The following is a 16,460-nucleotide window of genomic DNA, read 5'->3' on the forward strand; positions in this document are numbered from 1 at the left end:
CAGTTTATGTCACAGTCAGATCCAAACAAACGGCTGAAGTTATTGACGGAATCACTCAACGATTCTGAAATCAAACCATCACGAATTGAGCGACTCAACAATATTGCTGAGTCGCTCAGTTCTGTTTATAGCGAAGCGAATACGCTCAGCCTGAATTTTATTTGCACCCATAACTCAAGGCGTAGTCAGCTCGCTCAGGTTTGGTCGCACTACTTCAGCTACCTCTACGATCTCAAAATCCACTCCTACTCCAGCGGAACCGAAGTCACAAAGGTTCACCCCAACATATTGAACGTTCTTGAGGAAGCCGGTTTTGAAATAAAAAAAGATACAAGGCCAGTTGATAATCCAATTTTCAAGCTATCGTTTTCAAAAAAAGAGAACCTTATCGAGCTCTTTTCCAAGTCTATCGATGATGAATCGCTTCCCAAAAACTATATTGCCATCACGACCTGTTCTCAGGCAGATGAAAATTGCCCGTTCATTCCTCAAGCCAGCATGCGTTTTTCACTCACCTACTCAGACCCGGGCAGCTATGATGGCTCTGACCGTGAAATGGAATTTTATAGAGAAACTAACATGCAGATTGCAAGAGAAATAAAATACTTGATCAAAAAAATAAAAACAGATGAGTAAAGAGAAAGGCGGAATTGGCTTTTTTGAAAAATACCTTACCGTGTGGGTGTTGATTTGTATTGTAGTTGGTGTTGCAGTAGGATCGATTTTTCAGGATCAAATGGCTGTGATTTCATCGTGGGAAATAGCTCACGTCAATATTCCGGTCGCTATTTTGGTTTGGATGATGATATTCCCCATGATGGTTCAAATCGACTTTTCTTCACTTAAAAAACCAGGTAGGAATATCAAAGGTCTCAGCCTAACCGTGATTGTGAACTGGTTGATAAAACCCTTTACAATGGCCTTCTTTGCCTGGTTGTTTTTTGATAACCTATTCAACGCCTTTATTACGCCTCAGCAGGCTGATGAATACATAGCCGGAGCCATAATATTAGGAGCCGCTCCCTGTACAGCAATGGTATTTGTTTGGTCTTATTTATCAGGTGGAGATCCAAACTACACGCTCGTTCAGGTTTCAATCAATGACCTTATTCTACTCGTTGCTTTTATCCCAATAGTTCAATTTCTACTTGGAATTACCGAATTTCAAATTCCATTTGATGTACTCACTACTTCTGTAATCGTATTTGTTGTGATTCCCCTCGTAGCTGGATACCTAACAAACAAGTACCTCATCAGGCGAAAAGGAAGAAAATGGTTCAATGAAAAGTTTTTGCCAACCTTAAAACCCGTTTCAATCATAGCTGTTTTGTCCACTCTCCTACTCCTGTTTTCCTTTCAGGGTGAAACAATCCTCAACAAACCCGCTCATATTTTGCTCATTGCTATACCGTTAACCATTCAAACATATTTCATCTTTTTCCTAACCTGGTTTACCGGAAAATTTTGGAAATTGCCTTACCGTATTTGTGCGCCAGCTTCAATGATTGGATCCAGCAACTTCTTTGAGTTGGCTGTGGCTGTGGCAATTGCAATTTTCGGGCTCAACTCCGGAGCTGCTTTGACAACTGTTGTGGGAGTCCTAATTGAAGTTCCCATAATGCTTTCACTGGTTCAAATAGCTAAACGCTGGAAATACGAATAAAACATGAAAAAAGACCTCATCATAATTGGCGCGGGACAGAGTGCGCTCGCCTGTGCCTACTATTTGCGCAGGACTGATATCGATTACACAATTCTCGATGCATCCCGGCAATGTGGAGGTTCGTGGAACGAGTACTGGGATTCATTGACGCTATTTTCGCCTGCAAAGCACAGCTCACTGCCGGGTTGGTTCATGCCGCCTTCAAAAGAGCGTTACCCAACGCGCAAGGAGGTGATCGACTATCTCTGCAAGTACGAAAAGAAGTACAACGTACCGGTGGAGCGCCCTGTGGAAGTTGAGAGTCTGCACAAAGAGAATGATCTTTTCACTTTAAAAACGTCTAAAGGTAACGTTCAGAGCCGGGCAGTCATCACGGCAACGGGCACATTGCGAAATCCTTACATCCCGAATGTCCCGGGAAAAGAACTATTCAACGGAAAGCAAATGCATTCTGCTCACTATCAGAAACCTGATGGGCTCACGGGCAAAAAGGTTCTGATCGTGGGAGAAGGAAATAGCGGAGCACAGATTTTAGCTGAAGTCTCAAAAGTTTCTGACACTCACTGGGCTACCAAAAACTCACCTGACTTCCTCCCTGATGATGTGGACGGACACGTTCTGTTTGATGTGGCATCAGCAAAATACTACGCCAAACAAAAGGGTGAACATTTTGATGCGAGCCAGTACAACCTGGGTAATATTGTCATGGTTCCGACTGTAAAAGAAGCTCGTGAGCGTGGCGTTTACGAAAATCCAAAACAACTGAAAAGCATCTCAGAGAATGGAGTATCATGGACTGATGGAAGTTTCGAGGAAATTGATGTTATTATTTGGTGCACAGGATTTGGCTATGCTACCCAACACCTCAAACCTTTAGTGAAAACAGATCAGAAAGGAAAAATTGAGACAGATAAAACACGTGCAATCAATCATCCCGGGTTGTGGCTCGTTGGATATGGTGGGTTTACGGGTTTTGCATCTGCTACATTAATCGGAGTTGGAAGAACAGCGAAGCAAACAGTTAAAGAAATTGAGGAATTTCTTTCTAAGCTCAATGATTGATGAATTGACAGTAATTTGCTGCTACTGTGAAATTGAGAAAAAACTAACCTTCTTTTTTATCTGGAAACGATACCGGATACTTCTCGTTGTACTTCCTCACATAAATGTACATGGCCACATTGCGCTCTCTGCGTTTGAGGTTCATAAATTGCTGATAGAGCTGCTCATCATCCTTAATGAATTCTGCCACATTTTGCGGAGTCATTTCCTTGATTTCTCCACTCTGGAATTCAAAAATGAAAGAGCGCATTTCATTTGAATAGCCTCCAACCGGAATTGAAACTCCTGCTGCAGTACCAAAACTTCCTGCGGCTAAACCAACCTGTGGTTTAAATCCGCTTTGCACATCGTTAATGAGAAAATACGACAATTTCCCGAGGACCATTATCTTGTAAAAACCGCCACCGGCCTGCACATAAGGATTTCCGTTTGCGCACAACCCAAAGACTTCATCTGTAAAAACATTCACAAGCTCACCGTTTTCGTTTTCATATCTAAAGCTCGTGAGCTCAAACAATTTCGTGAAAAATTCAGGGTCATTTTTATCTAGAGGTGTATAAACCTCCTGCGGCAAGAGCGGATCATTGAGCTGAAAGTCTTCATATTTTAAATATATTCCATCCCTGAAATCAATATTAGTGAAGTTTCGCTGAGCAATTGTCAATGAAGGGATAACAACTAACAGAAATATGAAAAACCTCCGCATTACGCTCCCACTTTATCGACCTTTATTCTCTTCTCTGTTCCTTTTTCCACGAACTGGATAATGCGAGTGGCGATATCTTTTTTGAGAGCCTTTTCAATTCCTTCCAACCCCGGAGATGAGTTTACCTCTAAAATCAGTGGTCCGCGAGAACTCTGTAAGAGATCTACACCAGCAACAGATAATCCCATCGCTTTCGCTGAAGCAACTGCCGCTTTACGTTCAGCAGGTGATAACTTAACTGCTGATGAAGTTCCGCCACGGTGTAGGTTACTTCTGAATTCACCTTCAGCTCCCTGTCTTTTCATGGCACCAACAACTTTTCCGTTGACAACAAATGCCCGAATATCAGCTCCGTCAGCTTCCTTGATGAATTCCTGAACGAGTATATCAGCTTTGAGACCGTGAAAAGCTTCCACTACACTCTTGGCTGCTTTGCGCGTTTCGGCAAGGACAACGCCAATTCCCTGTGTTCCTTCAAGTAACTTAATCACTACTGGCGGACCACCGATTAGCGTAATCAGGTTGTTAATGTCTTTAGCGTGATTGGCAAAAACCGTTTTGGGAATACCAACGTGATGACGTGATAGAATTTGGATGCTGCGCAGTTTATCCCGGGCTCTGACTATTGCCAATGATGAATTTGCAGAAAAGACCTTTTGCATTTCAAACTGGCGAACAATTGCCGTTCCGTACATCGTAACAGAGTTCCCAATGCGCGGAATTATCGCGTTGATGCCTTTTACTTCTTTACCGTTATAAAATACTTGAGGATTGCCGATTTCAGATGTAACAGAACATTTTAAATGATCCAATACAATGGCTTCATGCCCTCTCTGCTCGGCAGCCTCAACGAGTCTTCTTGTCGAATATAAATTCGCGTTACGAGATAATATTGCTATTCGCATCCTTGTTTATCTTCTTTTGATCGTATGATAAATTCTTTTTACTCACATCTACTACGTAACGGTTGCGCAGTAATCTACGGCCCAGTAAAACCGGATAGCGCATTTCTTTTCTGCGCGCCAAAGTAAAGTCAGTCAGGGTCCTGTGACCAAAGATCTCGACCCTTAACTTTACTACAAATCGCTTTTGTGTTTGTCCGTTACTACTCTTCACCTCTCTTGTCCAATACTGGTCAAAATAGTACGTTTTTTTTCGATTTCCCAGCAGGCAAAAGCGCAAAATCTTCTTACCATCTTTCTCTGTCTCTTTGATGTAGCTGGCTCTGATCGATGAGCTCTTGGCTCCTGTGTCAATTCGTGCCTCTACATTTTCGAGTTCTAATTCCGGAAAATCGATACGGTCAGAACCGCCAATAATTCTTTTCATCATAATTTACAGCTAATAAGATTAGCGATAATCCAACACAATTGCAAATTACAGGTTAAGTGTTAGTAAACAATAAACTTTACGAAAACTTCTTTTAATACAAGAATTTCGTACATTAGAAACGAAATTGTAAAAGTATGCTAAAGCAGTTTATAACAGTTGCAATCTTTGGTATTTGTAGCGTTAGTTTATCTTTTAGTCAACAAGAACATCAGCCTAAAAATTTCACAGCTAAAAAGATCAATCAATACACGCCTAACAATAAAACACCAGATTTTGATGCCCGAATAAAAAACGTAGAAGCTCCAACTCCTGGTGGCGATTCTTATAAATCTTTTTTATTGCGTCAAAAAATTAAAGGGTCACGGCTTCACAAAAAAGGAGCTTTTAAAGCTACCAATTCAATCAACATGAACGCTCCAGCGCCCACAATCAATTGGCAAATGGCGATGTATCGTTACCTGGCTCCTCTCGATACAAATTATTTACTCTCAGGTGGTGTTCCGCTTGACAATACTATAGCCGTCAATAATGACAACATTCTTTTAGCCTCGGTCAACTCTTACCTGTGGGGTTACGATCTCGAAGCTGATACAATTCTTTTCAAGGATCAAATTGGTTCTACAAAAACAATTTCATTCAAGGAATTTGCTGGAGATTCAATCAGTCCATCAAACGAAAACACTTTCCCATTTGATCCCAAGCTACTTTACGACCCTAACCACGACCGATTCATCTTTGCCTTTTTGGATGGCCGCGGGCCAGATGACAGTCAAATAGTTGTGGGTTTTTCAAACACGTCAGATCCGAGAGATGGATGGTCGGTTTATGCGATTACAGGGAATCCTCGTGATGTAAACGAGTGGACAGATTATCCGGCTCTGACCATTACTGAAAATGAGCTTTTTGTAACAATCAATCTCATTGAAAATAATGTGAGCTGGCAGGAAGGCTTTCGCGGATCAGTAATTTGGCAAATGGATTTGGATGGCGCTTACGCAGGAAATTCTGAAGTTGATTTACAGCTTTGGGACAATATTAAATACCAGGGACGTTACTTGCGAAATCTCAATCCCGTTGAAGGCCCTGACGGTCCATCAGGCCCAAACGCTTACTTCCTCAGCAACCGCAATTTTGATGTGCAAAATGATTCTGTTTTTATTGTAGAAGTTACAAATACTATGCAGAGTGGAGAAGCTGCGCTCAACATTGGGATGGGCAAACTCGATCAGCCTTATGGTGTTCCACCAAATGGAAAACAAGGTGACACACCTCCCGGCAGTGCAGATTCTTTGGGCTTGCAAACAAATGATGCGCGCTGGTTAGGTGCTATTTTATTTGAAGATGAAATTCACTTTGTGGGTAATACACGTGATTTTGAAACGAATAACGCTGCAGTTTATCACGGTGTAATTGATTCGCTAAACGGAAACAGAACTTTTACCGGAAATATTATTGCTAGCGACACACTCGATTTCGGTTACCCCAAACTGGCTTACACCGGAATGAGCGATTGCGATAATACGTACATGATCGGTTTTAATCACACCTCTCCTACTTTTCACCCGGGTGTTTCGGCAATTTACTACAACCATAACACTCGCGAATATTCGCCAAGAGTGACGCTCAAGCGTGGTGAGGGCGTTGTCGATAAACAACAGGGAGCTACTGAAAGATGGGGCGATTACTTTGGCATTCAGCGCGTTTATAACAATCCCGGAACTGTTTACACAGGAGGTTTTTACGGCAAAGGTGGAAATCAAAGCAATACATGGTTGAGTAAACTCACCATTGCTCCCGCTGAAACCAGCGATCCTCAATTAGCTGTTGACACAACATTCTCACCTGCTAATCGCTGCGAAGTGAAACTTTCAGCAAATGTAAGTGGCGGAAAGGCACCTTATACTTTTTTGTGGAACGGTGAACAATCAGATAGTTCTTACACGTTCAACGGGTGTAATGGCCCGTTTGAATTGAAAGTTATTGATGACTGGAACTGCGAAGTTTCGATGAGTGGTAATATCGCTGAGGAAAATCAATTCAGCGTTGGAAAGTCACGCATTTTTCCAAACCCTGTTATCAATGACCTCACGATTGATTTCTCAATGAGTCAGCAACAGAAAGTCGATGTTTACATCATTGACGCAACCGGCAAAATCGTTAAAAAATTGATGAGTACAAGCGTTCAGGAAGGAAACAATCAGCTCATTTTCAATACCGCCCCACTCCAAGAAGGCATTTACCGCGTTGTCATTCAAGCGGGCGATAATCAACTTTTAGAGGAACCTTTCGTTAAACTCCGCTAATCTTTATGTCTAAGAAATTATTCATCGCACTATTTTTGCTGTCTGCAGTTTCGGTCAGAGCCCAACTGCTGATTGACGAAATCAAAACACTCGACCATGTGGTCAACAATGTACTCACAAAAGGTGAGTTGGAAACGCGAAACCTCGATTACACACGAGGAGCTCGCGGCAGTTTCAAGCTTTTCGAAAACGAGAATTCAATACTACCCATTAAAAGAGGTGTTGTTTTGAGTACCGGAAGTGCCGGCATTATTCCAATGCAAAATGTTGAAACCGGTGCGAGTGGTTCAATGGGCGTTCCCGGAGATCCAGATCTTGACAGAATAGCAAAAGGAGTCACATTTGATGCAACGGTCCTCACCTTCGACTTTGTACCGCAACAAAACACCGTCTCATTCCGCTATGTTTTTGGATCTGAAGAGTATCCAGAATATGTAAATCGCGGTTTTAATGATGTTTTCGTCTTTTACCTAACTGATCTCAAAACGCAGGAAAGACAGAATCTTGCGGTAATTCCAAACACTGATGAAGCAATCACAATTGACAACATCAACAGTGAGCGATACAGTCAGTTTTACATCGACAACACAAATTTCAAACCGATGTCTGTAGCGCAAAAAACGATTGAATACGATGGAATTACCAAACCATTGATCGCATACGCTAAGGTGAAACCGGGAAGAGCTTACCGAATAAAAATTGCAATTGCTGATGCAGGAGATTCACGATACGATTCTGCTGTATTTTTGGAAGGTGGCTCGTTTAAGAGTCAGGACGAAGAGGAGTTCATCATGGAAAACAGGCGCTATTTTGAGCAATTTGAACAGGAAAGGCTGAAAATTGAAGGTTCAGAACCGCTTACTCAAAAAGAGCTCGAAAACCAGGAAATACAGGTACTTGAGACTGAAAGTAAGGATCTGACCGAAACCAAACAAAAGGAAATTAAAACGGTTGATGATCCTGAAAAAGTTAAGGATAAAAAGAAGTACGAGTATGCTATTTACTTTGATTTTGACGAGCAAATTCCAAATGAAAACCAGATTGCACGATTTTCAGAATGGCTTGAGGAAATCCCTAATAATTTGGATGTGAAGCAAGTGAAAATTGAAGGACACACTGATAATAAAGGAACAAAAAAGTACAATCGAACACTCAGCTACCAGCGAGCCATGTGGGTTCAAAACTATTTAATTGATCAGGATGTTGAATGGGATATGACACCTAAAGCTTTTGATTTTTCAAGGCCGGCTTCTGATAATAATTCTGAAGAAGGAAGAGCTAAAAACCGCAGAGTCAGAATTATTTTTGTTCAATAAATGTTGAATAATTTGATTTAACAAATAACTATTCTATTTTCGAAACGATTCATGAATTAAACCTAGATTAATGAGCACACAAGACACAAACAAAATTGCAGTTTGCACTGACTTCACTTCTATAGCTCAGCATGCATTTGAAGAATCTATTGCACTAGCCAAAAAGCTGAGAGCTGAAATACATCTGGTTCATGTTCTTTTAGAGGACTCTGAAACAGAAGTTACTGCTGATAGAAAGATGGCTAGAATGGTTGATCAGGCAAAAGATCAACTGGGTGATGTGGAAGTGAAATTCAATATTGTTGATGGTGGTGGCGATATTGTAGAAGAATTAAACAGAGAAGTAACCAAACTCGCTCCGGCATATTTTGTTGTTGGATATCAAGTTAAAAAAGGTCTTGATCGCTTTTTTGGCCCCAATATCATGAAGATTGTTCGCGGCACTAAGCTTCCCGTTTTAGCGATTAAAGAAGACGAAACGCTAAAAGATCTCGAGGACATCGTTTTCCCATTAAACCTTTGGGATTATGCCAGGCAAAAGACTTTTGCTACAATAAGATTAGCACAGCGACTAGGTGCTACAATCCACCTCATAGGGCTTGATGTTGATATGACTGACGGAGATCGTAGAGATCTCAAGATTTTCATGAATCAACTCAAAAAGCAGTTTGAGGAATACGGAATAAAATACACAGATGCTATTTTACAGGGCGATGATGAGGTTAGTGTTGTGGTTGACTTTGCCAATAGAATAGATGCTGACCTTGTTGCCAAGGTATTCCACCACGATCCGGGATTGATCAGTAGACTGAGAGGAAATCAAGATGAAGAAACACTTGTGAAATCAAATATGCCCCTATTCGTTATTAAATCAACTGATTACATGCAGGGAAACTGGAGTGCAATGAGAGGTTAATCTACCTGCTTACGTTGCGTATATTCTAAATCATTGATGAGTCTCTTTGTTAACTTATCGAGTTCATCACTACTATTTTCTAAAAGCCGCGCATAATGCGTGGCTTTTTCTTTATCTTCAATATTTTCAAAGAGTAAATTAGTTAATCCCAGTATATTAGATATGGGTTTACGCAATTCGTGCGAAGCTGAAAATGCATAATTTTCAATCTGTTTAATGTATGATTCGCGCTCTTTTTTATAATTGATTTGGTCTGTAATATCAATGGTGATTCCTCGAAAGGTAGAATTTCCATTAATCATACTCTTCCAAACCTTGTTTGAAACCCATTTGATGTTACCTATTTCATCCTTGATTCTGTAAACGATTTCTTTTTGATACGTAGGGTGTTTTTGAAATTCATCCAATACCTTATCAACCTTTGGTTTATCTTCACTTAAAATATACTTGTACCAGTACATAGGATCGTTTTCGAGTAGTTCAATATCCTTTGCATAGAGATCTTCAGCAGCCTGGCTCACATAGAAAAAGCCATCATCAGCGCTGGAGTCCCACCAAATTGTATAGTCGATACCATCGAGAACCTGCTGTAACCGCTCCTGGCTCTTTTTTAATTTTCTTTGACTCCTGATTTTTTCGGTCAGATCCTCAACCATAATGAGTCTTTCCACATTATCAGAGTCGTGAGTTACAGAGTGTGAAACAATAGAGACCTCAGCAACATCACCGTTGATTTTGTGAATCTTCCACCCCAAAGACCTGTATTTGGATTTTGTACGTGCTGTATTCACCACCTTATTAAAGCGTCCATATTGATTGTGATCAAGAAACTCATTGATTCCGATTCCTATCACTTCTTCTTTTGTTCCCTGCAAAAAGGACAGGGAAGCTCTGTTAGCATTTACAATTTCTAACGTATTGGTGTTGTAGATAACAATTGGATTGGGGTGGTTCTGAAAGAAATAGCGGTATTGTTTATTGGAATGCTCTATACGTCCTGAAAAATTGCGAATTAAAATCAATAATAATAGAGCCGTTGTAATGACAAAAAACAGTCCCTTGATTGTTTGAAAAACGCCATATCCGTTTAATTCAGGAAATAATAATTCTCCTACATAATCTGAAAGAAGAATGTAAACACAGCCTATTGATGCGTATGTTAAGACAATGCTAAAGCTATTTTGATCTGGACTCCACATTTTCGTTCAACAATGTATAAAAATAGTTTCATCTAACAATATTGTTGAGTCCTTCTAAAGTTACCCGCTTTTCAACACAAACTATTATATTGCGCAAAAATATTTTGGAAATGAATGTAAAGTCTATCACAATTGCTATTCTGGCAACAGTATTAAATACAATTGCCTTTTCTCAAGACAAAGAAATTCAAACCAGCGACATTTGGTTAAAAGGAATGTTCAGGCAGGATCGTGTGTGGGGATTGAGATCGATGAATGACGGAATCCACTACACAACTCTTGATAGAAGCAAAAAAGGACTGCACATTGTTAAACATGCTTATAAAAATGGCGAGGTTGTAGATACATTATTCTCAACTACTGATCTTGATAAAGAAAACTTCCTGTTCAGTGGATACAGCTTTTCAAACGATGAAGCTCAATTATTACTCAAAACTGAAGTTGAAAAAATCTACCGCCATTCCACTAAAGAGTACAACTTCATCTACGACCTCAAAACGAAACAACTCACCAAGCTACCCAGCGAAGCAAAACAACTATTCGCTACATTTTCTCCTCAAGGTGACAAAGTAGCTTATGTAGCTGAAAACAACCTTTACATTTATGATATCGAGTCTAAAGAGACTACTCAAGTCACTAAAGACGGAGAAAAGAACAAAATCATTAACGGTGGAACAGACTGGGTTTACGAAGAGGAATTCGCATTTGACAAGGCCTTCTTTTGGTCACCAGATGGCGAGCACATCGCCTATTACCGATTCGATGAAGAACACGTGAGAGAATTCTCAATGGCTATGTATCAGGGAGACCTTTACCCTGAAAATTACAAATTCAAGTATCCTAAAGCAGGCGAACGAAACAGCAATGTTCAAATTAAGCTCTACAACTTAAATAAAGGTAGCTCAAAGAAAATCGCTGAAACCAACAAGCCTTACACTGAATATTTCCCTCGCGTAAAGTGGACTAAAAACCCAAACATGGTTGCTATTCAGAGCATGAACAGACACCAAAACCACCTAACAATCAAAACATTCAACGCCAAAAGTGGAGAGGAAAATGTCATTTATGAAGAAGAAAACGACACCTACATTTCTATAACTGATGACTGGACATTCCTCAAAGACGGAAAATCATTCATCATGAGCTCTGAAAAAAGCGGCTTTAATCATCTCTATGAAGTGAGTTTGAAAGATGGTAAGGCAAAAGCTATTACAGAAGGCAACTGGGTAGTAACCGATTTCTACGGAATCGATGAAGAAAGCGGCTACCTCTATTACCGCTCTGCTGAGCAGAGCCCCATGAAGCGCGATGTTTACCGAATCAAACTCAACGGAAAACGCAAACAAAAAATAAGCAGCCAGGATGGCTGGAACTCTCCCAGCTTCAGCGAAGGAATGAAGTTCTTCATCAACACTTACAGCACTGCTAACTCCCCAAACTACATCACGCTCAATAACGCAAATGGAGATGAAATCAGGGTTCTGAAAGACAGCGAAAACCTCAAGAACAGATTGAAAGAATACGCACTTTCAAACAAAGAATTCTTCAGCTTTAAAACTGAGAAAGGACACGAACTCAACGCATCAATCATCAAACCCATTGACTTTGACGCTACAAAAGAATATCCGGTTCTGATCAATATTTACGGTGGCCCGGGATCACAAACAGTAACTGACGAATGGGGTGGCGGAAATTACATGTGGCACCAAATGCTCGCTCAAAAAGGCTACATCGTTATTTCAGTTGACAACCGCGGAACAGGTGCACGCGGAGTTGATTTCAAAAAATCGACATACAAGCAACTCGGTAAACTCGAGTTGGAAGATTACATCGAAACTGTGAAATACCTCGAAAAACAAGATTATGTTGACGATGAACGCATCGGGATTTGGGGTTGGAGCTTTGGCGGTTACATGAGTTCACTCGCCATCACAAAAGGAAGTAAGTATTTTGATGCTGCAATTGCCGTTGCTCCGGTAACAACCTGGAGGTATTACGATAGCATTTATACTGAGCGGTACATGCAAACACCAGAGGAAAACCAGGATGGGTACGACAACAACTCCCCCATCAACTATACAGGCGAGCTAGAAGGAAACTATTTACTCGTTCACGGAACTGCCGATGATAATGTTCATTTCCAAAACGCTACAGAGATGATCAACGCATTGGTCAGATCCAATAAACAGTTCGATCTCTACGTCTACCCCGATCGCAATCACGGTATTTACGGAGGAAATACACGCAACCACCTGTACGACAAGTTTACGAACTGGTTAGAAGAAAATCTTTAAGAATACCTATATTCGGCCCGTCAATTTAGAATCAATTCACAAACCAACGTAATAACACAATCTAATGAACGAAGGAGCACACAAGATAGAACGCAAAGAGCTTTTTGGTCATCCCATGGGACTTTACATTCTCTTTTTCACAGAGTTGTGGGAAAGATTTTCCTATTACGGGATGCGTGCCATTTTGGTACTTTACATTATCAGTTCAGTTTCAGATAAAAATCCCGGCCTCGGCTGGGAAGAGAGTGACGCACTCGCACTTTATGGCTGGTACACCATGTTGGTTTACGTAATGTCCATTCCAGGCGGTATTATCGCTGATAAATGGCTCGGACAAAAGAAAACAGTTCTATACGGTGGACTCCTGCTCTGTGCCGGTCACGGTATTTTGGCTGTAGAGCAAATGTGGGCCTTCTACACTGGTTTAATTCTCATCGTATTGGGTGTAGGCGGTTTAAAGCCAAACATATCCACAATGGTTGGCGGTCTTTATGGCCCGGGTGACGACCGTAGAGATAAAGGTTTCACAATTTTCTACATCGGGATCAATATTGGAGCACTCGCTTCATCTCTACTCGTTGGGTACATCGGTGAAACCATTGGCTGGCATTACGGCTTTGGATTAGCCGGTATTGGAATGGCTCTAGGCCAAATCGTGTATATGGCCGGTCAAAAATACCTTGAAGGCATTGGTGAAAAACCAGAATCAGTCATCAAAACCAACGAAGCTGGTGAAGAAGAAATGCCGAGCAATATGCTCAAGCAAATTTTTGAAAAACCACTATCACGTTATGTTACACTCGCCATAATTGCACTTGGTGTTTACCTGATAGCTGTCGAAGGGATTATCGGCTACGGTATCCTCACAATTGCATTGAGTTTTGGTATTGGTGTTATTATGGTGATTTACCAGGATATTACACAAATTGAACGAGACCGAATGACCGTTATCCTCATCTCCTTCCTCATTGTAATCGTCTTTTGGGGAGCATTTGAGCAAGCAGGCGGACTCATGAACATCTACACAAAACAAAAGATCAATCGTGTTGTAATGGGATATGAAATACCGGCATCAGCCTTTCAGGCAGTAAATGCGGCATTTATTATTCTATTCGGAACCGCTGTTGCAAACTTTTGGGTTTGGTGGAAACACAGGGGGAAAGAATCCTCTTCCATCCTCAAAATGTCAATGGGTACCATTATCATGGGTATCGGATTTATCTTTATGGCAATCGCTTCACAACAAGCCGGAACTGAAGTTGGCGCTAAAGGAATGCTGATTTTCCTCATTCTCGCCTACCTCTTCCACACACTTGGTGAGCTATCAGCCTCTCCGGTTGCCCTATCGTTTATCACGAAACTGGCACCGGCAAAATACGTGTCCATTATGATGGGCTTCTACTTTGCCGCAACCGGACTTGGAAACAAGCTGGCCGGAGCCATTGGAGAATCTGCCCAGGCTGAACCTATTAAAGTTGAAGTGAAAGCTGAAAAGGATCAACTCACTCAGTTTGTAGCTGACACAACAATCGAGAATGGCCACAACTTTGAACTTCACGGAGATCTGACCATTGTGAATCAGAACCAAATCAATGTTGATAAAGATGGTCAGAACCTGAGCGAATTCATCGTTCTCAATGAAGAAAACATCAAAACAATCAGGACACGCGTCAATGAATCTAACGAAAAGGATTTAACGGCTGTCATCAAGTTTGAGCAGGATGAAGAAAAGAAAAAAGAAGTTGACGCACCAATACAAGCTTACAAGGCTGAAGTTGAAATTTTTGAACTTGAAAACGATCGTGAATTCAGCACATTCATGCTGATCTTTGCATTTACTGCAGGATTTGGAATTCTGTTGATCATGTTCCTCAAGAAACTCAAAAAGCTTACTCACGGAGCTGAAGATACTCGTAAAGGCTCAGCTCACGAAGAGCAAGAAGGCTTTGAGGTTGCTGATAAGGAGGATGACGACAAATAAAAATCAGATCGTATGGATTTGACTTATTGGATCATGATATTTGGCTGGGTATTCGTTTTAATATGGATACCCGCCATTATTTATTCCAATAAGAACACGCATCCAAAAGCGCTGTTTATTCTCTTTTTTGCCGAGATGTGGGAACGCTTCTCCTACTATGGCATGCGGGCATTGCTCACACTTTACATGGTTCAGGTTTTGTTCGCAGAATTGTCACAGTCTGCTGCCGATACAAAAGCGCTTGGTATTTATGGCTCTTACACAGCCATGGTGTACCTCTTTCCTGTTATTGGCGGTATCGTTGCCGATAAGATTTACGGCTTTAGAAAAGCGATTATATTGGGCGGAATACTCATGATCTTTGGTCATTTTTCGCTCGCTCTGGAAGGTATGTTCTTCGAGGGAAACATGATGCTCTTCTTTCTTTCGCTCGCCTTAATTATAGTGGGTAACGGGCTCTTTAAACCCAATGTATCTTCCTTTTTAGGGAAATTCTACACAGCTAATGATCCGCGAAAAGATGGTGGCTTTACGATCTTTTACATGGGCGTAAACATCGGGGCGTTTTTGTCGATTTTAACCTGTGGGTATGTCGGTCAAACAATTAGTTGGCACTATGGCTTTGGACTCGCAGGAATTGGCATGTTCCTTGGTCTGCTCGTTTTTGTGATGTTTGGTCAGAACGCTTTTGGTAACAAGGGAATTCTACCGAGTACGATCAGCAACGCAGATGATGAGGACGAGGGTTCTGAAAGTGAAACTTCTACTACACCAACAACACTACCTCAAAAAATCAAGACACAGCAACTACTCACAACCATTGCAACAATCGCAGTTGTGCCGGTTTGTGCATTTATGCTAGGCTACAGTGAAGCGATGACCTATATCCTCATCTTTTTGAGCATCGGAATATTGGGTGTGCTGGTTGCACAATCATTTGCAATGGAGAGCAAAGCTGCCGGGCAAAGACTTTTGGTAGTTGTAGTACTTTTCGTTTTCCACGCTATGTTTTGGGCACTGTTTGAGCAGGCAGGCGGATCGATCACATTGTTCACTGAGCGGAATGTTGACCGCGTGGTTTTTGGATCTGAAATTCCCGCTTCCATATTTCAATTCTTCAACTCACTATTTATCATTCTGCTCGCTCCGGTATTTAGCTGGATGTGGGGAAAAATGAGTAAAAAAGGAGCCGAACCCTCTACACCAATGAAATTCGTATTGGGATTGAGTCAGCTCGCCTTGGGATTCGCAGTACTTGTCCTGGGAGCCAAATTCTTTGCTGATGATGGCCTCATGCCAGTTTTATTTCTGGTGATCATGTACCTTTTCCACACAACCGGAGAATTGAGTATTTCACCCGTTGGTTTGTCAATGATCACTAAATTGTCTCCGGCTAAAGCAGTAGGGTTTGTGATGGGCGCATGGTTCCTTTCGATGGCGTTAGCCAATAAAATGGCCGGACTCATTGGAGAGCTCACAGCCAGTGATGACAGTGATAGAAAGCTGAGTGTAATGGAGAGCCTGCCCGTTTACACCGATACTTATTTGATTTGGGGTGTTTTCGTTGTGGCAGCCTCTGCCATTTTACTCGTCTTGTTAGTGCCGCAGCTCAAGAAATGGATGCACGGAATCCACTAAAATTGCTGTTAATTTGGAGTTAATCAAAGTATAAACAGGCAATCATTCTT

Annotated in this window: 13 protein-coding genes; 9 read left to right on the top strand and 4 right to left on the bottom strand. The window is 41.3% G+C overall.

All coding sequences use genetic code 11. The annotated features are described in order from the left end of the window. Positions 1-6: 6 nt before the first annotated feature. From RI557_RS03145 to RI557_RS03155, 3 genes are read left to right on the top strand one after another with little or no spacing between them, the layout of a single operon-like run. On the top strand, positions 7-636 hold the full coding sequence (locus tag RI557_RS03145) for a hypothetical protein (protein ID WP_310682065.1): 630 nt from the start codon (positions 7-9) through the stop codon (positions 634-636). After that, the gene (gene arsB / locus RI557_RS03150; protein ID WP_310682067.1) at positions 629-1,663 is read left to right on the top strand and encodes an ACR3 family arsenite efflux transporter; all 1,035 of its coding nucleotides are present in this window, start codon (positions 629-631) and stop codon (positions 1,661-1,663) included. The genes RI557_RS03145 and arsB overlap by 8 nt, the downstream gene beginning before the upstream one ends. A gap of 3 nt (positions 1,664-1,666) precedes the next feature. Beyond that, positions 1,667-2,725 carry an ArsO family NAD(P)H-dependent flavin-containing monooxygenase gene (locus tag RI557_RS03155; protein WP_310682070.1) on the top strand — a complete coding sequence of 353 codons (1,059 nt, stop codon included), beginning with the start codon at positions 1,667-1,669 and terminating at the stop codon, positions 2,723-2,725. A gap of 43 nt (positions 2,726-2,768) precedes the next feature. On the opposite strand, the gene RI557_RS03160 is transcribed toward RI557_RS03155, so the two are convergent. From RI557_RS03160 to RI557_RS03170, 3 genes are read right to left on the bottom strand one after another with little or no spacing between them, the layout of a single operon-like run. Beyond that, entirely contained in the window at positions 2,769-3,431 is a 663-nt protein-coding gene (locus RI557_RS03160) for a hypothetical protein (protein WP_310682073.1), read from the bottom strand. After that, complete coding sequence (rimK, locus tag RI557_RS03165; RefSeq protein WP_310667576.1) at positions 3,431-4,336, bottom strand: 30S ribosomal protein S6--L-glutamate ligase; 906 nt, start codon at positions 4,334-4,336, stop codon at positions 3,431-3,433. Before rimK ends, RI557_RS03160 begins: the two co-directional genes overlap by 1 nt. Further along, a complete protein-coding gene (locus RI557_RS03170; protein ID WP_310682076.1) occupies positions 4,311-4,763 on the bottom strand; it encodes a RimK/LysX family protein in 453 nt (150 codons plus the stop codon). The genes rimK and RI557_RS03170 overlap by 26 nt, the downstream gene beginning before the upstream one ends. A gap of 134 nt (positions 4,764-4,897) precedes the next feature. Here RI557_RS03170 and RI557_RS03175 point away from each other — a divergent pair, with 134 nt between their 5' ends. The 3 genes from RI557_RS03175 (at position 4,898) to RI557_RS03185 (ending at position 9,298) form a co-directional block, all read left to right on the top strand. Continuing rightward, positions 4,898-7,066 (top strand): T9SS type A sorting domain-containing protein, encoded by a 2,169-nt coding sequence (locus RI557_RS03175; protein WP_310682079.1) that lies wholly within the window; start codon positions 4,898-4,900, stop codon positions 7,064-7,066. 5 nt (positions 7,067-7,071) lie between these two features. Continuing rightward, positions 7,072-8,382 (top strand): OmpA family protein, encoded by a 1,311-nt coding sequence (locus RI557_RS03180; RefSeq protein ID WP_310682082.1) that lies wholly within the window; start codon positions 7,072-7,074, stop codon positions 8,380-8,382. 70 nt (positions 8,383-8,452) lie between these two features. Beyond that, entirely contained in the window at positions 8,453-9,298 is an 846-nt protein-coding gene (locus RI557_RS03185) for a universal stress protein (RefSeq protein ID WP_310667572.1), read from the top strand. On the opposite strand, the gene RI557_RS03190 is transcribed toward RI557_RS03185, so the two are convergent. Beyond that, complete coding sequence (locus RI557_RS03190; RefSeq protein WP_310667571.1) at positions 9,295-10,497, bottom strand: PAS domain S-box protein; 1,203 nt, start codon at positions 10,495-10,497, stop codon at positions 9,295-9,297. The genes RI557_RS03185 and RI557_RS03190 overlap by 4 nt on opposite strands. 110 nt (positions 10,498-10,607) lie before the next feature. On the opposite strand from RI557_RS03190, the gene RI557_RS03195 reads away from it, so the two are divergent. The 3 genes from RI557_RS03195 to RI557_RS03205 all read left to right on the top strand — a co-directional run bounded on the left by RI557_RS03195 (position 10,608) and on the right by RI557_RS03205 (position 16,410). Continuing rightward, positions 10,608-12,791: a S9 family peptidase gene (locus RI557_RS03195; RefSeq protein ID WP_310682095.1), complete on the top strand. Its 2,184-nt coding sequence runs from the start codon at positions 10,608-10,610 to the stop codon at positions 12,789-12,791. Between the two features lie 64 nt (positions 12,792-12,855). Further along, complete coding sequence (locus RI557_RS03200; RefSeq protein WP_310667569.1) at positions 12,856-14,772, top strand: peptide MFS transporter; 1,917 nt, start codon at positions 12,856-12,858, stop codon at positions 14,770-14,772. A gap of 12 nt (positions 14,773-14,784) precedes the next feature. Next, the gene (locus RI557_RS03205) at positions 14,785-16,410 is read left to right on the top strand and encodes a peptide MFS transporter (RefSeq protein ID WP_310667568.1); all 1,626 of its coding nucleotides are present in this window, start codon (positions 14,785-14,787) and stop codon (positions 16,408-16,410) included. Positions 16,411-16,460: the final 50 nt, after the last annotated feature.

The organism is Salibacter sp. (genome assembly GCF_031581065.1).
Taxonomy (GTDB): Bacteria; Bacteroidota; Bacteroidia; order Flavobacteriales_G; family Salibacteraceae; genus Salibacter.

Coding starts and splice junctions, on each gene's coding strand:
- RI557_RS03170 (WP_310682076.1), bottom strand. CDS start 4,763: ATGATGAAAAGAATTATTGGCGGTTCTGACCGTATCGATTTTCCGGAA.
- RI557_RS03160 (WP_310682073.1), bottom strand. CDS start 3,431: ATGCGGAGGTTTTTCATATTTCTGTTAGTTGTTATCCCTTCATTGACA.
- RI557_RS03180 (WP_310682082.1), top strand. CDS start 7,072: ATGTCTAAGAAATTATTCATCGCACTATTTTTGCTGTCTGCAGTTTCG.
- RI557_RS03195 (WP_310682095.1), top strand. CDS start 10,608: ATGAATGTAAAGTCTATCACAATTGCTATTCTGGCAACAGTATTAAAT.
- RI557_RS03155 (WP_310682070.1), top strand. CDS start 1,667: ATGAAAAAAGACCTCATCATAATTGGCGCGGGACAGAGTGCGCTCGCC.
- arsB (WP_310682067.1), top strand. CDS start 629: ATGAGTAAAGAGAAAGGCGGAATTGGCTTTTTTGAAAAATACCTTACC.
- rimK (WP_310667576.1), bottom strand. CDS start 4,336: ATGCGAATAGCAATATTATCTCGTAACGCGAATTTATATTCGACAAGA.
- RI557_RS03175 (WP_310682079.1), top strand. CDS start 4,898: ATGCTAAAGCAGTTTATAACAGTTGCAATCTTTGGTATTTGTAGCGTT.
- RI557_RS03145 (WP_310682065.1), top strand. CDS start 7: ATGTCACAGTCAGATCCAAACAAACGGCTGAAGTTATTGACGGAATCA.
- RI557_RS03200 (WP_310667569.1), top strand. CDS start 12,856: ATGAACGAAGGAGCACACAAGATAGAACGCAAAGAGCTTTTTGGTCAT.
- RI557_RS03205 (WP_310667568.1), top strand. CDS start 14,785: ATGGATTTGACTTATTGGATCATGATATTTGGCTGGGTATTCGTTTTA.
- RI557_RS03185 (WP_310667572.1), top strand. CDS start 8,453: ATGAGCACACAAGACACAAACAAAATTGCAGTTTGCACTGACTTCACT.
- RI557_RS03190 (WP_310667571.1), bottom strand. CDS start 10,497: ATGTGGAGTCCAGATCAAAATAGCTTTAGCATTGTCTTAACATACGCA.